Origin of the sequence: Pontibacillus yanchengensis Y32 (genome assembly GCF_000770635.1) — a bacterium.
Lineage (GTDB): Bacteria > Bacillota > Bacilli > Bacillales > BH030062 > Pontibacillus > Pontibacillus yanchengensis.
In genome coordinates, this window is the sequence record NZ_AVBF01000027.1 from 30,774 (window position 1) to 52,253 (window position 21,480).

General features: G+C 39.2%; 18 protein-coding genes, 1 tRNA gene and 1 pseudogene. 5 read left to right on the forward strand and 15 right to left on the reverse strand.

From position 1 onward, the window contains the following. Nucleotides 1-67: 67 nt before the first annotated feature. Nucleotides 68-1,087, reverse strand: a complete 1,020-nt coding sequence (locus N782_RS10905) for a class I SAM-dependent methyltransferase (RefSeq protein ID WP_036819524.1) — start codon at nucleotides 1,085-1,087, stop codon at nucleotides 68-70. Next, nucleotides 1,084-2,415, reverse strand: a complete 1,332-nt coding sequence (locus N782_RS10910; RefSeq protein WP_036819528.1) for an FAD-dependent oxidoreductase — start codon at nucleotides 2,413-2,415, stop codon at nucleotides 1,084-1,086. Before N782_RS10910 ends, N782_RS10905 begins: the two co-directional genes overlap by 4 nt. A 237-nt stretch (nucleotides 2,416-2,652) precedes the next feature. Between N782_RS10910 and N782_RS10915 the strand changes: the two genes are divergently transcribed. From N782_RS10915 to N782_RS10920, 3 genes and pseudogenes are all read left to right on the forward strand, one after another. After that, nucleotides 2,653-3,204, forward strand: coding sequence for a GNAT family N-acetyltransferase (locus N782_RS10915; RefSeq protein WP_036819530.1), 552 nt, complete (start codon nucleotides 2,653-2,655; stop codon nucleotides 3,202-3,204). 15 nt (nucleotides 3,205-3,219) lie between these two features. Beyond that, nucleotides 3,220-3,312 (forward strand): annotated as a pseudogene (locus N782_RS22195) (glutaredoxin domain-containing protein); the annotation flags it as partial. An 82-nt stretch (nucleotides 3,313-3,394) separates the two neighbouring features. Next, a tRNA-OTHER gene (locus N782_RS10920) sits at nucleotides 3,395-3,467 on the forward strand. Between the two features lie 52 nt (nucleotides 3,468-3,519). Here the strand turns inward: N782_RS10920 and N782_RS10925 are convergent. From N782_RS10925 to N782_RS10960, 8 genes are all read right to left on the reverse strand, one after another. Continuing rightward, entirely contained in the window at nucleotides 3,520-4,140 is a 621-nt protein-coding gene (locus N782_RS10925) for a hypothetical protein (RefSeq protein ID WP_036819532.1), read from the reverse strand. Between the two features lie 235 nt (nucleotides 4,141-4,375). Further along, nucleotides 4,376-5,959, reverse strand: coding sequence for an acyl-CoA synthetase MbcS (mbcS, locus tag N782_RS10930; RefSeq protein ID WP_036819533.1), 1,584 nt, complete (start codon nucleotides 5,957-5,959; stop codon nucleotides 4,376-4,378). A gap of 408 nt (nucleotides 5,960-6,367) precedes the next feature. Then, a complete protein-coding gene (locus tag N782_RS10935; protein WP_202595691.1) occupies nucleotides 6,368-7,045 on the reverse strand; it encodes a YczE/YyaS/YitT family protein in 678 nt (225 codons plus the stop codon). Between the two features lie 107 nt (nucleotides 7,046-7,152). Further along, complete coding sequence (locus N782_RS10940; RefSeq protein WP_036819535.1) at nucleotides 7,153-7,791, reverse strand: YczE/YyaS/YitT family protein; 639 nt, start codon at nucleotides 7,789-7,791, stop codon at nucleotides 7,153-7,155. A gap of 196 nt (nucleotides 7,792-7,987) precedes the next feature. Beyond that, nucleotides 7,988-8,626 (reverse strand): YczE/YyaS/YitT family protein, encoded by a 639-nt coding sequence (locus tag N782_RS10945; protein WP_036819537.1) that lies wholly within the window; start codon nucleotides 8,624-8,626, stop codon nucleotides 7,988-7,990. Between the two features lie 387 nt (nucleotides 8,627-9,013). After that, entirely contained in the window at nucleotides 9,014-9,697 is a 684-nt protein-coding gene (locus N782_RS10950) for a GntR family transcriptional regulator (RefSeq protein WP_052111301.1), read from the reverse strand. A gap of 71 nt (nucleotides 9,698-9,768) precedes the next feature. Beyond that, nucleotides 9,769-10,617, reverse strand: a complete 849-nt coding sequence (locus N782_RS10955; RefSeq protein WP_036819540.1) for a YitT family protein — start codon at nucleotides 10,615-10,617, stop codon at nucleotides 9,769-9,771. A gap of 431 nt (nucleotides 10,618-11,048) precedes the next feature. After that, on the reverse strand, nucleotides 11,049-11,504 hold the full coding sequence (locus tag N782_RS10960; protein WP_036819545.1) for an SRPBCC family protein: 456 nt from the start codon (nucleotides 11,502-11,504) through the stop codon (nucleotides 11,049-11,051). A 193-nt stretch (nucleotides 11,505-11,697) separates the two neighbouring features. Between N782_RS10960 and N782_RS10965 the strand changes: the two genes are divergently transcribed. After that, entirely contained in the window at nucleotides 11,698-12,903 is a 1,206-nt protein-coding gene (locus N782_RS10965; protein WP_036819548.1) for an Ig-like domain-containing protein, read from the forward strand. Between the two features lie 225 nt (nucleotides 12,904-13,128). Here the strand turns inward: N782_RS10965 and N782_RS10970 are convergent, their stop codons facing one another. The 4 genes from N782_RS10970 to N782_RS10985 form a co-directional block, all read right to left on the reverse strand. After that, a complete protein-coding gene (locus N782_RS10970) occupies nucleotides 13,129-15,555 on the reverse strand; it encodes a glycogen/starch/alpha-glucan phosphorylase (RefSeq protein ID WP_036819552.1) in 2,427 nt (808 codons plus the stop codon). Then, on the reverse strand, nucleotides 15,555-17,006 hold the full coding sequence (gene glgA, locus N782_RS10975; RefSeq protein ID WP_036819557.1) for a glycogen synthase GlgA: 1,452 nt from the start codon (nucleotides 17,004-17,006) through the stop codon (nucleotides 15,555-15,557). The genes N782_RS10970 and glgA overlap by 1 nt, the downstream gene beginning before the upstream one ends. A 586-nt stretch (nucleotides 17,007-17,592) precedes the next feature. Further along, entirely contained in the window at nucleotides 17,593-18,462 is an 870-nt protein-coding gene (locus N782_RS10980; protein WP_036819577.1) for a DNA-3-methyladenine glycosylase family protein, read from the reverse strand. Nucleotides 18,463-18,496: 34 nt separating this feature from the next. After that, nucleotides 18,497-19,282, reverse strand: coding sequence for a nucleotidyltransferase domain-containing protein (locus tag N782_RS10985; protein WP_036819559.1), 786 nt, complete (start codon nucleotides 19,280-19,282; stop codon nucleotides 18,497-18,499). Between the two features lie 455 nt (nucleotides 19,283-19,737). Between N782_RS10985 and N782_RS20740 the strand changes: the two genes are divergently transcribed. Beyond that, nucleotides 19,738-20,511, forward strand: coding sequence for a class I SAM-dependent methyltransferase (locus N782_RS20740; protein ID WP_052111302.1), 774 nt, complete (start codon nucleotides 19,738-19,740; stop codon nucleotides 20,509-20,511). A gap of 36 nt (nucleotides 20,512-20,547) precedes the next feature. Here N782_RS20740 and pdaA read toward each other — a convergent pair whose 3' ends face one another. Next, the gene (gene pdaA, locus N782_RS10995; protein ID WP_036819561.1) at nucleotides 20,548-21,357 is read right to left on the reverse strand and encodes a delta-lactam-biosynthetic de-N-acetylase; all 810 of its coding nucleotides are present in this window, start codon (nucleotides 21,355-21,357) and stop codon (nucleotides 20,548-20,550) included. Nucleotides 21,358-21,480 lie beyond the last annotated feature (123 nt).

The following is a 21,480-nucleotide window of genomic DNA, read 5'->3' on the forward strand; positions in this document are numbered from 1 at the left end:
ATTATTTGGTGTCTGTAATACGTCTTTCCCAAATAATGGAGGAGCAAATCTCTCATTAACTATTTTCCTACTTTTTTGGTTCAGGAATATACACAGGTTTTGGACTAAGCCAAAACGAGTACCATCCACCTTCTTTTACAATAGGGTTATACTCGGAGAGCTTCAAACCAGCTTCATCTGCCATGTGAGAGATATCTAGTTGATTTGGAAGAGAATATAAATTGGAATGTGCTGCAAAGAAACTATTAAATGCCGCCGAGAATGCCTGTCCTTCCTCAGCTCCATTAATTGGCGTAATAACAGAAATGATTCCGTTTTGTTCAAGCCAATGAGATAAATTTTCTAATAGCTTCCCTCTCTCATTTGGATCAAGATAGTGAAAAATATTGTGGAGAAGAATTAAATCTGCTTTGTCTTCATCAGGCTTCCAATTTGATGCGTCTCCCACAATATAAGTGATATTATCGTAGTCCTTTGATGCTTCACGAGCGTGCTCGATAACATTTGCGTTCACATCTACTCCAATCATTTGGATATCGGGAAACACTTCTGCTAGTTTCCTTAAATAACCTCCATACCCACAGCCAAGATCGATCATTCTTGTAATGTTACGTTCTCGAATTGTCTTTTTGATACGACGAATGGAAAATTGCTCTAATAATGTAGAAGTCTCCGCAACTACATTCCCATACTTTTCATGATTAAAATAAGCTCGGTCATTCGATTTCATAAAAGCAGGATACGATAAGAGCGTTGGAATATGTAGTTCCATCATTTCTTTTAATAGGGCACCAATCCCATCCCCCTCAACTTCTTCTAAAAATTCTCCACAATTCTTTTTAGAAGTACGATACCTTTCACCTGTACGTTTGCGTAAGTGGTTAATGGAGGCACCTACCTCTACCCAGCATTGTAATAACTCCTCACTTAAACCCTTGTTAACTGCCACCTCTTGTACTGTTACGGGGCGCTTAAAAGCCTTGAATAAATCAAGTTCATTCCCCACATACGCATGCCAAGTATGTAAGAACGACTCATTTCGTTTCATCCAATTCCTTGCTTTCCATGCCTTTTGCCAATCTTTCATTCTATCTCTCCTTTCTCCCAAGGATAATCCTCTGTTCGTTCAAAAAAATACGATAGCTGCTCTTCCTCATTAATGGCTTTGTTTCGCTTTGGAAGAATACCTATTTGAATGGCTCGGTCTAGAATCGTATTATCCCACCGACCTAATCCTGATATATTTAACATTTGTTTAACATGCAAAACAGGGTCCTTTTCCATTTGTACAATGCTTTTCATTCGAACTTGTCTCCACCAACGATAAGGAAAAGAGTAGGCCAAAGCCGATAAATGGCTTAGCTCTAATAAAAACTGCGCTCGTGGTCGTCGAACTTTTTCATACCACTGCAGATGACTCATGTCCCATGTTGGCTGCTGCTTCATCCAGACAATGAGTTGGCCTAATACGTCTGCATCCTGGATGGCCAAGTTCATTCCTTCTCCTGCCATAGGGTGCACAGCATGAGCAGCATCTCCAATCAAAGCTATGTTATCGGACACATAGTGATCCACATGATACATGGTAGGAATCATCAATTGAATGTCTTTCCATGATTGTAGTTGGGTCACATAGTCTCCTAACTCGGGACATAATTCCTTATATGCTTGATGGATATATTCGATACCTTCTTGCTTTAATGCTTTGTAGGCACCTGCTTTAATCAAAAACACGGTTCTAATTTTTTCATTTGGTAATGGAAATAGTCCAAGAAAACGGTGATTAGTCGTAACTATTTTTCCTTTTTGAAATTCTGGAGGTCTTGGAATGGTTACCGTTAAAAAATGATGATTATAGGTTTTACTTTCTGAATGAACCCCCATCGCATTACGAGTAGGAGAATTTCTTCCTTCTGCTCCTACATAGATATGAGCGGACATTTTCTCGTACGTCTTATCATACGTATATTTAATTTGAGCAACTCCCTCTTCAAAGCCTACGAAGCGAGCTGGTTGAATATAGGTAAAGTGGTCGCTATATTCTCTTGCCTTATCTAGCATAATTTTCTTCAATTTTTCATGGGGAATCATGAGAGCATAATTATAGGGAGAGAATAGTAAACTATAATCCATCTTGGAGTTACCTATATGAATTGGTTCATCATTTTCTCTTCTTTCCAGTTCATTAAATTCAATAGCGTCAAACGTATGGCCATGTTTCAAGATTTCATCTAGCAATCCTAGCGCATCTAATAATTGGAGGGTTTTGGGTTGGAGTAATTCACCTTTATAGGATGGGGACTCAGCCTTCAACTGCTCGACTACAGCAACATCTACTCCGTTACTTGCCAGCTTCACTGCAAGAGCTAATCCCCCAACTCCACCACCATGAACTAAAACATCTGTATCCTTCATCCTCTCCCCCTTCCCGAACTGATGTATGATTACTAAATTCCACCATATATATGAGACGAAACGTTTGGATGCTTTATCCATAATTGTATTCCAATCCAGTAGATCATTTGGTACAATGACGTAATAGAAAAGCGCCTGCCAAAAGACGTCGGCTGGTTCAATGTTGATCGTACAGAGGTGAGGCACGCTCACTAGTCGCTGGGCGCTGGAGGTAATAATATAAAGGAGGGTATAATCATGTTTACCTATCAAGTCGATGAATCTACTTATCTAAAATTGTTAGAAATAAGAGACACTCAACCTATGTTCAATATAGTAAATCAAAATCGTTCCCACTTAAGGCAATGGATGCCCTGGATTGATTCCACCAAAAAAGTACAAGACACGGAAGCCTTTATTAAAAGTACGTTAGACAAATTCTCGAATAGTAACGGCTTCGACGCAGCCATATGGCATAAAGGGGAAGTCGCTGGCGTTGTAGGTTTGCATTACATAAATCAAACCCATGGTTTAACTAGTATTGGGTATTGGTTGGGAAAGGATTTTGAAGGAAAAGGCTTGATGACTAAATCCGTTTCCAGCGTGATTGATTATGCCTTCCATACGCTCAAACTAAACCGTATTGAAATTCGTTGCGCTACAGAAAACAAAAGAAGCCAAGCTATCCCTGAACGACTAGGCTTTTCAAAAGAAGGTGTCATCCGGGACGCAGAATATCTTTACGACCATTATGTAGACCATATTGTGTATGGACTTTTGAGAAGAGAATGGGAGGAAATGAAAGCGTGAGCATATACGTCTAAGTCTTTTGGTTTTTGTCAAAGACAAAAGAAATTCTTAGAAAGAGAGGGGATTTCTTTTAAGGAAATAGACGTTTACGAAGATAAGGAAAGATAGTTTCAAAGATTTCGGGGTTTAACAAAAAGAGATTGGTGCAAGAGTTGTTAGTTTAATTTTAGCGGGTTTTCCCGCTTTTCAAGGTAATATAGCCAAGAGGTTAAGGCGAAGGTCTGGCAAAACCTTTATCCTAGGTTCAAGTCCGAATATCACCTCTAATAAAAGAAAGAGAGTTCAGTTTAACGATGCTGAACTCTCTTTCTTTGTCTAAAAGCTTTTATTCCATTCTTTATCATTAGGTCCTTTTTGATCATACAAGAACTGAACACTAACATGCTTTATCATGATGTCTTCTTTCAAGTATTGAATAAAGGCATTAAACGTTTCTTCATCAGATTCTCTTGGTTGTCTTTTTAAGTTGATATTAATAAATGGCTTAGCATTAGCATTTCTGAAGTTGGGAGGTGAATTTGGTTCAATATCATTTTCTATCCCAACTCGGTCATCATACCGTACATCAAAATAATTCATTCCTTTTATTTTTTCTTCTAAATAAGAGTCAATTTCGTTTGATAATTGATTCTCCCATTTATTTGCTACATAAGTGTCTTCCATCTGCTCATTTAAAATATTTTTATAGACCAAGAATTCCGTTCCATCTTCATGTCTAACTCTAGCAGCGTTATCAAAGTTTATTGCATTCGCTGTGTTATATACACCGTATATATCAGTTTGTGTTTCAAAATGATTATCAAGATACTCTCTTGCTTGTTCTTTTACTTCGTTCTCTTTAAAAGGGTTGTCAATGACATAAAGCATTACGATAAAACCAACACCTAAAAGAAAAACTAGTATAACTAAACCGGAAATTTTCAAAATGTTTCTCATGACACTCTCCTTGAAACTTTGTTTATTTAATTAGTTTCATTTAGTTTCATTATACAGAGGACAAACTTTATTTTCATTTATTTTCCAAGTTTTTATTTAAAAGGTTGTTTTGTCCCTATTTCATGTTTTTTTATATAGTGGACGTGGCTTCTTCACTTTATCAAAATTATCCACAAACTTAACCATTAATAGTTTCCCAGACGATAAAAAAGACGGCATTTCGCCGTCTTTTTTATTATGCGTTTGATGATTCCTTTTCCATTTTGCGGAGTTCCACACGTCTAATTTTTCCTGATGTGGTTTTAGGAAGCTCATCAATAAATTCTATTTTTCTCGGATATTTATACGGTGCCGTCAATTCCTTCACATGCTTTTGCAATGTTGGGATAAGGGAAGGATCCTCAGCATCCACCTCTGGCTTTAGAACAATATACGCCTTCACGATATTACCTCTAATTTCATCTGGACTAGAAACAACCGCACATTCTTGGACAGATGGGTGTTTTACTAAGGCATCTTCGACTTCAAATGGTCCAATCGTGTATCCAGAGCTAATAATAATATCGTCACTTCGACCTTCAAACCAGAAGTATCCATCTTCGTCCTTGCTGGCTTGGTCCCCTGTTACATAATAATCTCCTCTATAAGACATTTTCGTACGTTCAGGGTCTTTATAGTAATGTTTGAATAAAGCTGGTGTATCTAGATGAACAGCGATATCGCCTACTTCTCCTGGCCCTACTGGGTTCCCCTCTTCATCAATGATATCGACTTTGTTTCCAGGGGTTGGTTTCCCCATGGAACCTGGCTTTACATCCATCCCCTTCATGATGCCAACGAGAAGGGTGTTTTCCGTTTGACCATATCCATCACGAACCGTTACATTGAAGTACTTTTGAAAGGTATCAATAACTTCTCGATTTAACGGCTCTCCTGCTGATACAGCACTATGAAGTTGGGAAAGGTCATACTGATCTAGATGATCCTCTTTTGCCATTAATCGATACTCTGTCGGCGTACAGCACAAGACGTTTACACCATGATTCTGTAATAAGGTTAAATACTTCTTCGCTTGGAATTTACCTTGGTACACAAACCCTGTCGCGCCTGAGCCAAGGACAGATAGGAATGGACTCCATACCCATTTCTGCCAACCAGGACCTGCTGTAGCCCAAACCGTATCTCCTTCCTTAATAGCTAACCAATTGGCCGCTGCAGTGCGTAAGTGCGCAAATCCCCATCCATGCGTATGCACCACACCTTTAGGATTTCCAGTTGTACCAGATGTGTAAGATAAAAATGCCATATCCTCACGGGAAGTGTCTGCAATCTCTAAATGATCCGGCGCTTGATCCATTAAATAATCAAGAAACAGCCAACCATCTACATTTTGTTCAAAAACAAATTTCTTTAATTCATCCACTTGATCAATATCACTAAACTGTTCTACATATGGATAATGACTCACGACCGCTTTTACTTCTCCGTGAGTGATTCGGTACTGTAAGTCCTTCGTTTTCAACATCTCAGAACTTGGGATAACCACTAGGCCGGCTTTTAATGCCCCTAAGTACACTTCATAAGCTTCAATGATCCTTGGGACCATGACTAAAACCTTATCTCCCTTTTCTAATCCTTGTTCTAAGAAAGCGTTTCCAATCCGATTCGCATTTCGCATAAGTTTATGATATGTAATTTCACGGTGATTTCCCATATCATCTTCCCACTTCAACGCTAAATGATTCGGATCATCCGCATAACGTTCAACCTCTTGCACGACATTATACTGTTCCGGAGCAATCAAATCTTCACGATTCATACCAACATCTCCTCTTCCTTTTATAATGACTAATAACAAGTTTAACTCATCTACATTCTACCAAATTTTCAAAAAACTTTGTACAAGAAAAGCGCAAGCGTCTCCTTGTTCCACGTCCATCTCCTGCGATGTTGGGAGGTACGGAAACATGTCCAGAAAGGGATGGGGCTGGTCGCTCCTATTTTTCAAAAGTTGCTCCTAATTTCAAAAACTCGCTCGCAAGGGGCTCCCAGCGAAGTCGAGCGAACGTCCGACCACCCGAAAACCCATATTATCTCGAATCCAAGTCTTCAAAATTATGCTTTTCATCGTGAATAAGGCTTTTATTCCAAGCTCATCACTAAACTTAAACAGAGACAATAAAAAAAGACGTCCATTTACACAAAATGAACGTCCTTATCTATATGATTAACTTGTACTCCATTGGTCTTGATAATAGTGATATTGATACTGATATTGTTTGGAGTTTGCATGTTTTGGATGGAATGATTGATATACTAACAAGACTTTGCTATACCAAAATTGAATAAGTGGGCCAAGTGCGATAGCTGCAAACAGAGACCCATAACCAACTGGGCCGCCAATAAGAAACGCAATAGCTGCTACAAAAATCGCGACAAGTGTTTGTGCCATTTTCATCGTTAGTTTAAAACGTTCTTTAACGGCTAGGAACAATTGGTCCATTGGTGACCTTGGAAAGCCTGGCATAATATAGACTGCAACGCCTAAGCCAATTAATGTGACGCCAGCTAAAAATACAACGCTTTGCAAAAGCACCGGTTGAGAAGCTAAATCTACTCTACTCAACACTATTTCTAACCAAAAATCGAAAATAATGCTTTCTAGAATAATTGGGATCAAAGCTTGAATTTCCGGCAATTTTTTAAGTAACATAGCATTCACAAACAACGTGACAATCATGGAAGTGGCGTACCATACACCTACCGTAAAGCCGAAATTATCACGCAATCCTACAAACAAAGCCGTCCAAAAGCCTGTACCTACTGTGGCCTTTACGATTAATGCGGCACCTAGAAAGTTTATTGACATACCAATCAGATAAAATAGAATGCGGTACATTTGCATAGCATCGCCTCCCCACACACAGACTTACCGCGTATTGTTATTTATTAAACATTGAGGCTGCTCATTTTTTTACTTTTTCAAAAAAACAAACAACCTCTCATGAGTAATTAATATACGATTTCGGTTTCATCCTGATATTGAGGATGGAAACGATAGTACATAGGATATGCTCTTGTGTACCAGTATTGAATAGCTGGACCAAGGAATAGGATACCTGCTAGCGTGCCTAAACCGACAGGGCCGCCAATAACGAAAGCAGCACTTGCCATAATAGCTGCCACTAGGGTTTGCCCCATTCTTAGACTTAAGCTAAAGCGATGGCTTACAGCTAAGAACAATTGGTCAACCGGAGCGCGTGGGAACTGAGGTAGGATGTAAACTGCAACACCAAGACCTACGATAATGACACCTGCTAATAGTGTTCCAACTTGGAACAAGAATGGTGCAGTGGTAAGGTCTATGCGAGCAAATACAATCTCCAACCAGAAGTCTAATATAACACTTTCAAGTAATACTGGAATGATTGCTCTATATTCAGGCGCTTGCTTCACGAGCCAACCATTCACAAATATAATGATAAATTGAGTAATTCCATACCAGAAACCTACAGTATAGCCTAATTTATCTGATAGCCCTATAAAGAAAGAGGTCCAAAAACCTGCTCCTAAGGTGGCGTTAATAATTAAAGCTACACCAAAAAAATTCGTAAACATACCAAGAAGGTAAACCGTAATTCTGTACAACATCACGATCTCCTCCTTTCTTAGAAGATTTGTTGAACCCGGGCTAAATAACGACATGTCTTCTTTAGCAAAATCCATTCTATATCCCACTACAGCAGTGGTCAATACGTGTGCTCAAAATGTTTTTTTGGTAAATTTTAAGCAAACGAATACATTCGCATTACTGACTTATTCTGGCTTATAAATCGTTTTGAAATTTTTAATACACCAACTCAAATCGCTCTTTGTAATGAGGATGAAATTGGTAATAGAAAGGGTAAGTGAACGTGTACCATTGCTGTATGATTGGTCCTGCAAACAACACACCTAGTAACGTTCCTAAACCAACTGGACCTCCAATCAAGAAAGCTGAGGTTGAGGTCGTAATAGCGACCAGCGTTTGGCTTACTCGCATGCTCATACGGAATCGCCCAGCAATGGCAAGGAAAAATTGATCCACTGGTGCACGTGGGAACTGAGGTAAAATGTACATCCCTACTCCCATCGCACTCATGGTAATTCCTACTACAAGGAAAGTAAGCTGCAACGCCAATGGCGCCATTGATAAATCTACTTGCCCAAACACAATTTCCACCCAGAAGTCTAAAATAAGACTCTCTAAAATTAATGGAATAATTGCTCTAACTTCAGGTGGTTGTTTCATGAGCCAAGCATTGGCAAAAATCAAAATCAACTGTGCGACTGCATACCAAAAACCTACTGTATAGCCAAGACTATCAGAAAGTCCCGCAAACAGTGCTGTCCAAAATCCAGCTCCAAGAGTAGCTTTAATCAATAATGCTACTCCAAAGAAATTTACTAGCATTCCAAGAAGGTATATCGTTACTCTATAAAGCATGACGATTCCCCTCCTTTCTTCCCTTGTATATGGCCAAAGCACACGACTTCTCTAAAATTCCGACGCCATTCTACTAGCGGTTTTTTAACCGGTCAATAAGATTGCTTACATTTTGTATAGCGTGTTACTGATTTTTAATATTGAAGCGTTTTCCTTTACAGAATCCTTATGTGAATGGATTTTCTTTCCTTAGTGTTTGACTGTATTGGGTATTCGTTACTTAACATTCGTTTTGGCTTTGGTATCCGCTTCTTCCTCTCCCTTATCCGTCTCTTCACTTTCGGTATCCGCTACTTCGACCTGGCAACTCACTTCATTCCGCACGACCCATTCCCCAAACCAAACAAAAAACCTGATTCCATAAAATGCATGAGGCATTCAACAGAATCAGGCTTCGAATATGCTTTGTAATGATTGATAGGTTGGTTTTTCAATTCGCATGTAATCTAGGCTTTCGTGCATGTGGCGGTCAATTAAATGAAGCAATCGATCGATATCTTGTTTATCTAAGGCTTCGACGATGTGCTCATGTTCAACGAATCGTTTACTTTGCATCATGTTCACATCATAAAAGACATCATATAGCATGAGATAAACGTTAATTTGATCTAAAATTCGTTCCATATAATCTACAAGAAATGCATTGCCACTCTTCTCAGCAAGGAACATATGAAAGGCTTTGTTTACATGGATATAGTCCATAATATTGTTGTTTTCATAGGTTTCCTTCTCTTTTTGAATTAATTGCTTCATTTCTGTAATGTCTTCATTCGTAATTGTCGTAATAGCCATTCGACCTGCCATGGACTCAAGTTCCTTACGCATAAAAAATGCTTGATGGATTTCCTCAAGGGTCGGCTGCACAACAAATGCGCCTCGATTTGGGATTACCGTCACGAGCCCTTCTTGTTCTAGCTTTTTTACAGCATGACGAATGGGGGTGCGTGATACGTTCAACTGCTCAGAGATTGTCTTCTCAATAAGCTGCGTACCAGGAGCTATTCTGCGAAACAAAATAGCTTCCTTCACGGATTGATACACATGATCAATCATCGATTTTTTATCACTCATGATGGTGTCTTCATCCTTTATTCAACATTCATTTTACTTATCATAGCATATCTGAAAACGCTTGAACAAAGCTAAGCTAGGCGTTTGAAGTTTTGTCCAATGATTTCATTCATTGTATGCACCGTGACAAATGCTGTATGATCCACTTCACTAATATATCGTTTCAATCGAATGAAATCTTTACGCTTCAGTATCGTAGTAATTACTTCTTTCGAGTCATAGTTAAAAGCGCCTTTGGCTGAATGAATCGTTGCCCCTTTGCCAAGTTCATGAACGATGAACTCACGAACCATTTCGCTTTCCCGGCTAATAATAACAATCTCTTTATTATCATCAAATTGCTGCAGTGCATAATCAATTACAATACCATTTAAAATGACACCAAAGAATGCATAAAGACCAATTTGAGGTCCGAATACGAAAATGGACGAAGCTGCAATAGCGATATCAGAAAACAAGACCGCTTTCCCCATATCAATGGAAAGATATTTGTTTAGGATCATTGCAATGATGTCTGTCCCACCGGTAGAAGCACCTTGATGGAAGACCATCGCAATACCAGCTGCTGCAATAGCTTGTCCAATAATTAGCTGGATTAAAATATCATCGCTTAACGGTTGGTCCATTGGAGCGAATTTTTCTAACGCCCATACCATAAAAGAAACCGCAAAGCTTGTATAGATCGTTTTTGATCCAAATTTAAAGCCAATGAAAATGAAACCTAGCAAGAAGCAGATAACATTTAAAATTAACATGACTAGACCAAGGGACATATCAGGGAATACATCATTTAACACAATGGATAAACCACTGACGCCTCCTGTCGCTAAACTGTTCGGGGATAGGAAAAAGTGGACATTGGCAGCCACACAAAAAACCCCTAGATTAATTACGATGAATGAGAGGATATTTTTGAACATAGGCATCTTCCTTTTCTGAAAATGTTTTCATATTGTCGACCAAAATTGTAGTACAATCTGAAATTATAGAGGGCTTATTGTTCTATGTAAACAGCCTCAACACCTTTTTTACAAACTTTTTTCGATGTCAAAATATTTCGTTGATTCCGTAGAACAAAAGCGCAAGCGCCCGTCTAGCGACGTACAAACTGGACGGCTCCGCATGAGATAAAGGAAACACGAAGAGCGGTAGCGATTCGATGTTGACTTATCGTAAGGAGGAGCAGGAAGTTTGCTAGTCGCTGGGCGCTGGAGCTGGACGTGGCCACTTCACTTTTTTTAGTTATACACAAGCATTGAATTTTATAATTTCCTGGTGGACCGCAAAATAAAAGGGTGAAATGTGCGAAAATTCCTGCACATTTCACCCCTATTATTCTAGTACAATGTTGTTAACTTTTTTCACTATTTTCTTCTTCCATCGCTTCCTTCATCCGTCTAACATGATCGCCATCTTCCTTTTTCATAATTCGTTTAAATAATGGTTTAATTAGCTTCATCTTTAAGGAAGAAGCGTTGATTTCACATTCAAAGGTAACTTCTGTACCACCCGTTTCTGTTGACTTTAATTTGTAATGATAGAGTGTCGCCAGTCCTTCAAGCTCACTACGCACGGAGAACTTTTCATTTGGTTCATATTCTGTAACTTCAATCTCTGAAGAAGCTTCTCTGCCCCTTATCAATCGAGTTTCTTTAAATCTTGTACCAACTCCAAAGGGTCCTTCTGTGAGAATTTCATTTTTTACAACGTTCGGCATAATGGTCGTCGCGTTATCGAAGCTAGTCAGAAACGTAAATACTTCTTCTTTAGGCTTTGCTATGGTTACTTGATCTGAAAAGGCAGTCATCACTTATTCCCCTTCCTTTATTTCCTCGGTAATGTAGTATTCTCTATTTCTTCATATGTTACCTTTTCACTTGATAGAAAAACATATCTATTCTGCCTTCACTACTTCTCTTTTCTTGTACGAATAACCCCAGACCATTTATACTAGAGTAGGAAAATAATAGAAGAAGATTAATAGAAAGGGAGGAGATTACATGGGAAAGTGGATAACCACGATACTTACGGCTATGCTAGTCACCTTTAGCATAATCCCAAGTGTTGGTGCTGCAGAAGAAACATACAAAGAGTTATCGATGGACAAAAAGAGAGAAATGTTAACAGAAATTGCATTAGAGGAAGGGATTCCACCGGAGATTTTGAAAGCGGTGGCTGAAAGAGAAAGTCAAATGATGCAATTTAAAGATGGGGAGCCTTTTATTCGAGAAGACGATGGTGGAACTGGCATCATGCAAATTACCAATCCTAATATGGATGTAGATGAAGAAAAGCTTAAAACAGACACTGAATACAACATAAGAATAGGTGCCAAAATATTAAACCAAAAATGGAATCTTATGGGACAAAACATTCCATCTATAAATGACTCGAATCGAATGATGCTTGAGCATTGGTACTTCCCTTTGATGGCTTATCACGGCGCATCTGGAACAAACGACCCTCAGAAGCAAGAATTAACCTATCAGGAAGAAGTGTATGATATAATTGCTAATGAAAGTAGAGTTAGCGTCTTCCCTATGCCAACATTTCCAGAAGGCTTTTTTGGATATGATGATGGTAAGTTAAAGTTTGATGAACTAACTTCCCAAACATGGGAGAACGGTAACACGATATCTACTCAAATGTTCCAACAAGGTGACGAGGTTTATGTAATGAACTCTGCACAAGGAATTAACTTTGGTTATATTAGAGATAGCAAAGATAGTTCTGGCACCAGAGATATGCTAGGATATCACACTAAACTAGAAATCGTAGATGGCCCATATTTTAAAGATACGAACAAAAACAATCACTTTATCAAATACAAAGTGAAAGGCCCAAATGGTATCAGCGGTTACATCTCATCTTCCAATCTACGTTCCATGGATATGAAACAAACGAACTTCACTGATTGGACAGACAACTCTGATACAGTGGAACCAAATAAAACGTGGACTATTAACTTCAATACGAAGCTGAACACTGGCTCTGTGAACGAAAAGAACGTATATATCGTAAACGAAAATGGTGTAGGGATTCGTTCAGTAGTTACACTAAGCGATGACGGTAAGTCTCTTACCATCAATCCTAACAATGACTTAGAAACTGGAATGAATTACACCCTTTACATTGAAGGCATCGTATCAAGCACTGGCGGCAAGATGGAAACACCAATCTCCAAATCCTTCACTGTATCGAATTAAGAAAAGCGCAAGCGCCCTGCTAGCGACGTATGGGCTGGACTGAACCGCAGGAGATAAAGGAAACACGAAGAACGAAGTGATTCGATGTTGACTTATCGGACGGAGGTGAGGGAAGCACACTAGTCGCTGGGCGCTGGAGCTAGACACGTAAGCGTCAGAAATTTATACTTTCTTTACGTATAAAAACCAAACGAGCCCGGATGTCTTAACATCGGGGCTCGTTTTTTACTTAATCAACACCTGCTTCAAATTCCATATGCCATTTGCATACTCTCGAATCGTACGGTCACTTGAAAATATACCTGAATTAGCTATGTTATAGACACTCTTCGTTAGCCATTCGGTTTTGTTCTTATAGCATTTAGCTATGGCTGCTTGAGCTTCGATGTAGGAGGCAAAGTCCTTCAACACAAAGTATTCATCGTAATCGATTAAGCTGTAATAGATGGATTTAAAGTCTACGTCTTCTTTTACAAAGGTTCCATTCACCATTTGGTCGAGAATCGTTTTAATTCTGGGATCGCGATTATAGAGATCTCGAGCGTGGTATCCGCCATGTTCATAATAATCTAGAACTTCGTCAGGCTTTAAGCCAAATAAGAAAATATTGTCCATTCCTACCGCTTCGGCCATTTCAATATTGGCTCCATCGTTTGTGCCAATCGTGATAGCCCCATTCATCATAAACTTCATGTTCCCCGTTCCGGATGCTTCCTTACTTGCAGTTGAGATTTGCTCACTAATATCTGCTGCTGGAATAATAAGCTCTGCGTCCGATACTCCATAATTTCGAATAAAAACAACCTTAATCTGATCCCTTATCGACGTATCATGGTTAATAACATCCGCAATTGTATGAATGAGCTTCACAATACTTTTCGCAAGATGATAGCTAGGAGCTGCTTTTCCACCAAAAATAAAGGTTCGAGGCGTAATGGAAGCATTTGGATTTTCCTTCAAACGACGATATAAATCCATAATGTGAAAAACATTAAGCAATTGACGCTTATAGGCGTGCATGCGTTTAATGTGAACATCGAATATCGAATCTGGATCTACATGAATGTCATAATCGCGTTGGATGACGTTCGCAAGTTTTACTTTCGACTGCCTTTTTACGAGCTCTAATTGCTCGTGCAGGCTTGAATCATCTGCATATGGAACCAGTTGGATAAGGTCGGACGGATTTTCAATCCAAGACGTACCAATTGTATCTTTGATGACGTCCGTCAAACCAGGATTCGCTTGCATAAGCCACCTTCGATGTGTAATGCCATTTGTCTTATTGTTAAATTTATGAGGTTCACGCTCATAAAAGTTACTCATTAAATCCTGCTTTAAGATGGTACTATGCAATTCAGAAACGCCGTTTACACTGTAACTTCCTACAATAGCTAGGTTGGCCATATTTACGTATCCATCGGCAAGTATAGCCATCCCTCGAATTCTATCCCATTCTCCAGGGTACTCATCCCATAAACCTCGACAAAACCGTTCATTGATTTCTTCTATAATCATAAAAATTCGAGGTAACAAAGGTTTCATAATATCAATCGGCCATCGTTCCAGAGCCTCGGCTAAAATAGTGTGATTCGTGTAAGAGATGGTCTCGGTCGTAATGGACCATGCTTCATCCCAGCTCAACCCTTCCTGATCCATTAATAACCTCATTAGTTCAGGGACGGCTAATACTGGGTGGGTGTCATTTATGTGTAAGGCAATTTTCTTTGGTAAATCCTTGATCCTAGGGTGCATACGCTTAAATCGACAAAGAATACTCTGGAGGCTGGCTGACACGAGAAAATATTGTTGCTTGAGGCGAAGCTGTTTTCCTTCAAGGGTTGAATCATCAGGATAAAGAAATTCAGAAATAGCTTCTGTAGCTCGCTTATACTCAATCATTTTGTGATAATGCTTATGGTTCAAGTGTCCAAAGTCAAAATCTTTTATAGCTGATTCAGCACTCCAGAGGCGTAACGAATTCACTGTGTGATTATGATAGCCAACAACAGGAACGTCATATGGCACAGCCAAAACCGGCTCATAATTCACATGGTCGAAGTGGATCATCCCATCTTCTTCTCTAGATTGCACTTCCCCCCAAAATCGAACCTCTACTGTTTTATCTGACTTTCTAACTTCCCAGACGTTCCCTTCTCTGAGCCAATAATCTGGGATTTCTACTTGATACCCATCAATAATCTTTTGTTCAAACAAACCATATTTGTAGCGAATACCACAACCATGCCCTGGCAAATGAAGGGAAGCCATGGAATCTAGGAAACATGCAGCCAGACGGCCAAGACCACCATTCCCTAGTCCGGCATCTGGCTCTTGAGCTTCTACTTCCTCAAGATCAATACCTAAATCAGCAAACCCTTCCTCACAAACATCTCGAATTCCGAGGTTCATTAAATTGCTTTTCAACAACTTCCCTAGCAAAAATTCCAACGACAAATAGTAAACCTGCTTATCTCCATTCTCACGGTACTGATCGTTTGTAGCAATCCAGTTCCGACTTACATACTCCCTTACCATGGAACCTAATGTCACATATTTATCAGCAAGCGTCGTCTCTTCCACACCCTTACCATGAATGTTGACCAAACGCTCCAAAAAGGCTTCTTTAAAGGAGTTTTTATGCTGAAACACTACAGCACCACCGCCTCAGAGACTTCACAAACACGTTCATAAAGAGCTTTGTATCGCAAAGAAGACTGCGTCCAACTCACATCACATTTTCTAATATTTTGATTGATTCTCCACCAAACGAATGGATCCTCATAACACGCTAATGCTCTGCGAATCGTATGCAGCATGTCATCTGCATTATAATGTTCAAAGCTAAATCCATTCCCATCCCCTGTGCGTTCATCGTAGGATTGAATAGTATCCTTTAGTCCACCAGTTTCTCGCACCACTGGCACTGTCTCATATTGAAGAGCAATCAACTGGCTCACACCACATGGTTCATATTTTGACGGCATGAGCAATAAATCAGCCGCTGCATATATTTGATGAGACAACGCTTCATCAAAAGAAGGTTGAAACGCCATTTTTTCAGGAAAATATGCTGCAATATCTCCTAATACTTGCTCATAATACTCTTCCCCTTCCCCTACAATCACCACTTGAATATCCTCTTCTAGAAGGTCTTCAATGACATGGGTCAACAAGTCAATTCCTTTTTGTTCGACCAAACGCGTAACCATCGCTAGCATAGGAACTTCTAATTTTGGAAGTCCAAAACGCTCTTGAACAGCACGCTTGTTTTCCGATTTCCAATCATACACGCCTCGTTTTGTGTGAAGATGTTCGTCTTGATAAGGATTATAAGCACGATAATCTATTCCATTAGGTATGCCGATTAACTTACTTGAACAATGTTGGAGCACGCCATCTAAACCTTCACCATACTCAGGCTGTTGGATTTCCTGTGCATACGTGTCACTTACTGTCGTTAGATAATCAGCATAAAGAAGTCCAGCCTTCATAAAGTTCACCTGTCCATAGAACTCAAGCTGCTCTGATGTAAAGTACGCTTCGTCTAATTCTAGTAGATCCCCAAGAACATCAGCAGGGAAAATGCCTTGATATTTTAAATTATGAATCGTTAAGATGGTTTTCATATTTTGATAATACGGATTGTCTGCATAATACGTACGTAAATATAAGCTTGTTAACGCAGTTTGCCAATCATGGGTATGCAACATATCTGGTTGAAAATCAAGCTCTGGTAAAATCTCAAGGACAGCTTTTGAGAAAAAGGCAAAGCGTTCTGCTTCGTCATAGTCATTCCCTTGACCATATATATAATCTCTACCGAAGTAAAACTCATTATCAATAAAATAGTAGTGGACACCATCGATTTCTAACTCTTCCACACCACAGTATTGGTTTCGCCAACCAAGTGAAACATCAACGGCAACCTTCTCTTTCATTTGCTCCTTCCAATAATCAGGAATCGATTTATATTTCGGCACAATCACTCTTACATCAAGTCCTTGTTCCTGTAACGAAACTGGCAATGACCCAATCACATCTGCTAATCCACCTGTTTTACTAAATGGAACACATTCTGAAGCTACAAATAATATTTTCATTTCCTGCTCCTCCTTATACGAATTAGACTTGCCGATGACAGGAAGTACGATAGCAATCAGCCTCTTCCTTACTCACCTAACAATTCCCACCTATTGAACTCATCCTTGAAACTACTCCGTTTCAGCACATGACTAGGTGTTATGTAGAAAAATGGACGTACTTTTACGATGTGTCCAATTCATGTTCATACAAGAAAATGTATGTGGGACAAAACAAAATCATGATAATAAGTTATAGATTTTTTTGCAGAACTAAAAAGATACGAAAGGAACAAAAGCGCAAGCGCCCGGGTAGCGACGTACAAACTGCTGCCCACACGACGTGGGTTGGTTCGATGTTGCTACGTGACGTAGCGATTTTAATCGAACTTCCCTTGAATCCGTATGAGATAAAGGAAACACGGAGAGCGACAGCGATCCGATGTTGACTTATCGTAAGGAGGTGCAGGAAGTTTGCTAGTCGCTGGGCGCTGGAGCTGGACGTGGCCGCATCACTTTTTCAGTTATATACAAGCATTGAATTATATAATTTCCTAGACGACAAAAAAAACAACCAAGCCCGAAATTGGACTTGGTTGTACTAAAACTATCCCTCTATACTTCTCCACAATGTTAATGATGCATAACTTTGATAAGGCTCCCAACCCTGGCTCATCTCCGCTATTTCTTCTTGAGAAGGCTTCTTTTCTTTTTGGAAGTAATATTTCAAAGCGTTTTGGATCCCTATATCCGCTTTTGGTAACAGGTTTTCTCTTCCTACACCAAACATTAGCCAATTTTCTACTGTCCACGGGCCTACGCCACGAACTTTTTTTAGACGCTTCATCACGTCCTCATCTGGCTGTTGAGCTAATTCATGTAGGTCTAACTCGCCATCTACAATCAAACGAGAAGTATCAATCACATACTCCGCTTTTCGCTGACTAAATTGCAATTCCCTTAATTCTTCGTACGGTATTTGCGCAACTGTTTTAGGTGATGGATAAAACCATACTCCGTCTTTCTTTTCCCCATAGTTTTGAACGAAACGAGTACTAAGAGTGTATGCGAACTTCATATTGAGTTGCTGATGAATGATGACCTTCATCAAACAGTCATATAGGTGAAAATCCTTCACAATAGGAGTTCCGGGATGGGCGTTAAACAGTTGATCCAAGTTCGTATCTAGAAAATGCTCATGAACCTTTTCCAAATCACGGTCCCATTGAAAAAGTGCTTTTATATGCTGTAACAGGTTATCCTTCTGTTCAACTGATTCACTGGATATCTGAAAAAGAGGTTCACTCGTTTTTCCTAGCGCCTGCACTCGAACGACGTGCTTTTCTTCCCCTAATTGAACTGGCACATCAACCCAACGTTCCTCCCTGTCCAATTTACTTAACGGATCAAGACTAAAACGTAATAACGTATAATCAAAATCATAAAAACTATTGGCTGTCACTTCCTCAGACCACACCATGCATTCCTCCTTCATATACCTTAACCAAGATTTATGCTAGTTGATAATAAGATCGACATTCTTCTCGTATATACTCCATGAAATTCATAATCACCTGTGCTCTCATTAAGGGAGAAGAGTAATAAGATGAAGCTTGGTCCTGATGATTTTCTCTCAAATGAAATCCCTCTAGAAGAATCGTGTCCCATTCCGTTCCAATCTTCTCTTTCAATAGCGATAACGCCTCTGTCTTAGGAACAATTCGCTCCTGATCTAGGGTGCAAAATATTCGAGCATTGGTTTCAATTGCAAACAAAGCATCTTCATCACCAAGTAGTTGGATTAATTTTTTATTTGGCCAATAGTGTTCCGTATTGTAGCGTAACGTTTTCTTCACATCGTTCCATGAAGTTTCAAGGGGCAGTTCTTTAATGTCCGGGCCAGTGATCCTAACCCCATGATGTTCGAGTACCCACCACGTAACCGCGTTAATATCCCAATGCCCTTTCTTGATTTCTCCTTCTTCACAATACAGGTATGCTTCTAGTTCTTCATTGTATTTTCCAATTTGGCTATTCAACATATACACGCCGTCCATTTCATCTCCAAACGAGTAGTCGTTCTTTAATGTGACATGTAGCTGTTGTAACTTTTCCTCTTCTTCCACTGACAAATGTCTATTTAATATTGTAATAAAATCAATGTCACTATTTCCTTCTTCAAAAGCATCTAAAGCTAATGAACCATATAAATAGACACCTTTAATTGCGTCATTTAAAAGGTTGTTCAGTTGCTCTGTATATTCTGTTAGTAAGGATTCTACTTGCTGTGGTACCAATTATACATCCTCCTTCTGTTCTTGCATTCACTACGAGCAATCGCTTTGCATATAACGTTTATATACCGACGCTTGGGAATCAAGTTTATGTTTTCCCTATATTAGGGAACTAGAAACAACATACCGAAGAATAGTCATTGGCAACACTTCATATTCATGTAAGTACTACCGCAAGCAACATGTATAATCAGAATTTTTTTGCAATTTATAGGGCTGTATAGTAATTTTAATATATTAAGACGTGCCGGAATTACACGTGCAAGGATTCTACTAAAAGAAAAAGTGTAAGAGCTTTTCGCCCCTAATAGAATTAGACAAAACATAATCGAGATTCATTTAATAGATAGGTGCGAAAAAAACTTCATCTTATATGTTTACTTACTGTAAAAAATAATTTTGTCTAGAAAGTAGAATAACTCCTTGATCATGATCACATTTAGTTAGGAGTGGTTAATGTGAGCCACACTCAATATAGAATAGACCAGGAACCAAACGGGACCTCCACGAAAAACAAATCTCATCAAATGAGAGATTTCTGCGATGAACTTAACATACGAGGCATTTACATTGAAAACGCATACATGCTAGAGCTTGGTTGCGGGCATGGTTTTGTAACTCAAGCCTTTCAGCACTTACAAGCTGATGTGAAAGGTATTCATTGTTCACCTCAAGAGATAAGCATTGCTCAAAAACAAAATCCTGAAGCCTATTATTTAAAAGGAAACCCAGAGTACCTTCCATTTGAAAAAGATAGCTTCGATATCGTTTATGCCTGTAATCAATGGGAACACTTAGACCGAAATAAAGTCCTAAGTGAAGTAGACAGGGTCTTAAAGCCAAAGGGATACTTACTTATTCTTGATGCGAACTGCCGTCTTGACCATGAAGGTGTTGTTTATCTTACAAATGAATTGTTATCCATGTACGGACAGCTTCCACTAACGACCTATTCACACTCATCAGATGAACAGGCTATCTCTTTTCCTCCGAAATGGTCAGAAGAATGGGCGAAAGCTGGATTCACCTTTATTGATGAATGGAGCTCAACCTGCAATATAGAGTTCACTTTAAAGAGCTGGACGAATACCGTTCTACAACATACGAGTGATGCAAGCAACTATATAAAGTCTAGAATCATGGATGAAATACGAGCATTCTTGCTCAACTCAACAGAGGAAGATACGTTTCACATCCCTTATGCATGTAGTACAGTAATTCTTCAGAAATAAAAGTCCTGGCTATCCAAACCAGGACTTTTCTATGCTTCACAATCCAAAATGTTCCGAAATCGGTTGTGGCAGTATTTGCTTCATGACAAGGTGATCAAGACTTTTGAATTGATAGCCCTGTTTTTGGAGTTCCTCAATCATATGCTCCAATGCTTCAGCATTATCTTCAGAAACAGTGTGTAACAACATCACTGCCCCAGGGTGGATTTGATTTATGACACTTCTATAAGCATATTCCCAACCTTTTTGTTGGTTCGTATGCCAGTCTACAAATGCCAAAGACCAAAACATGGTGATATACCCTAATTCTTCTGTTGTAGCTAAGCTTCTTTCGCTAAAAGTCCCTCTTGGTGGACGTAAATACATCATCGAATCTTGATCCGTAATTTCTGCTACTGCTTTCTCCACTTTGGACAGCTCTTTAGCAATTCGTTCCTTGCTCATTTTTGAGAAATCAGGATGACTCCAGGAATGGTTCCCTACAATATGCCCTTCCTTGACCATACGTTTAACTAAATCAGATGCGCTGTTGACGTAATGCCCTGTCACAAAAAAGGTAGCAGGGACTTGTTTTTCCTTCAATACGTCTAAAATTTGGCCTGTGTACCCTTGTTCATAACCGTTATCAAACGTTAAATACACAACTTTTTCATCTGTAGCGTCAATATAATATCCTCCATATTTTCTTAACAAATCACCATATCCACCAGTATATGGAGGCTGATGATTTTTACTTTTACTATATCCCCATCCGTGACTTTGATCACTGTATGCTTCTGCAAACTGGATGGGTAACGTTGAGAATATGGTAAATACAATAAGTATAAAAAGCACTAGCTTCCTCAAATAATCACCCACTTTTTATGTAGTTTTTTTCAAGCTGGCTTTTTTATACTTCTGGACTGATAAAAAACAAAAGCTATCTTGAAGACTTGGATTCGAGATATTATGGATTAGAGAAATGTTTCC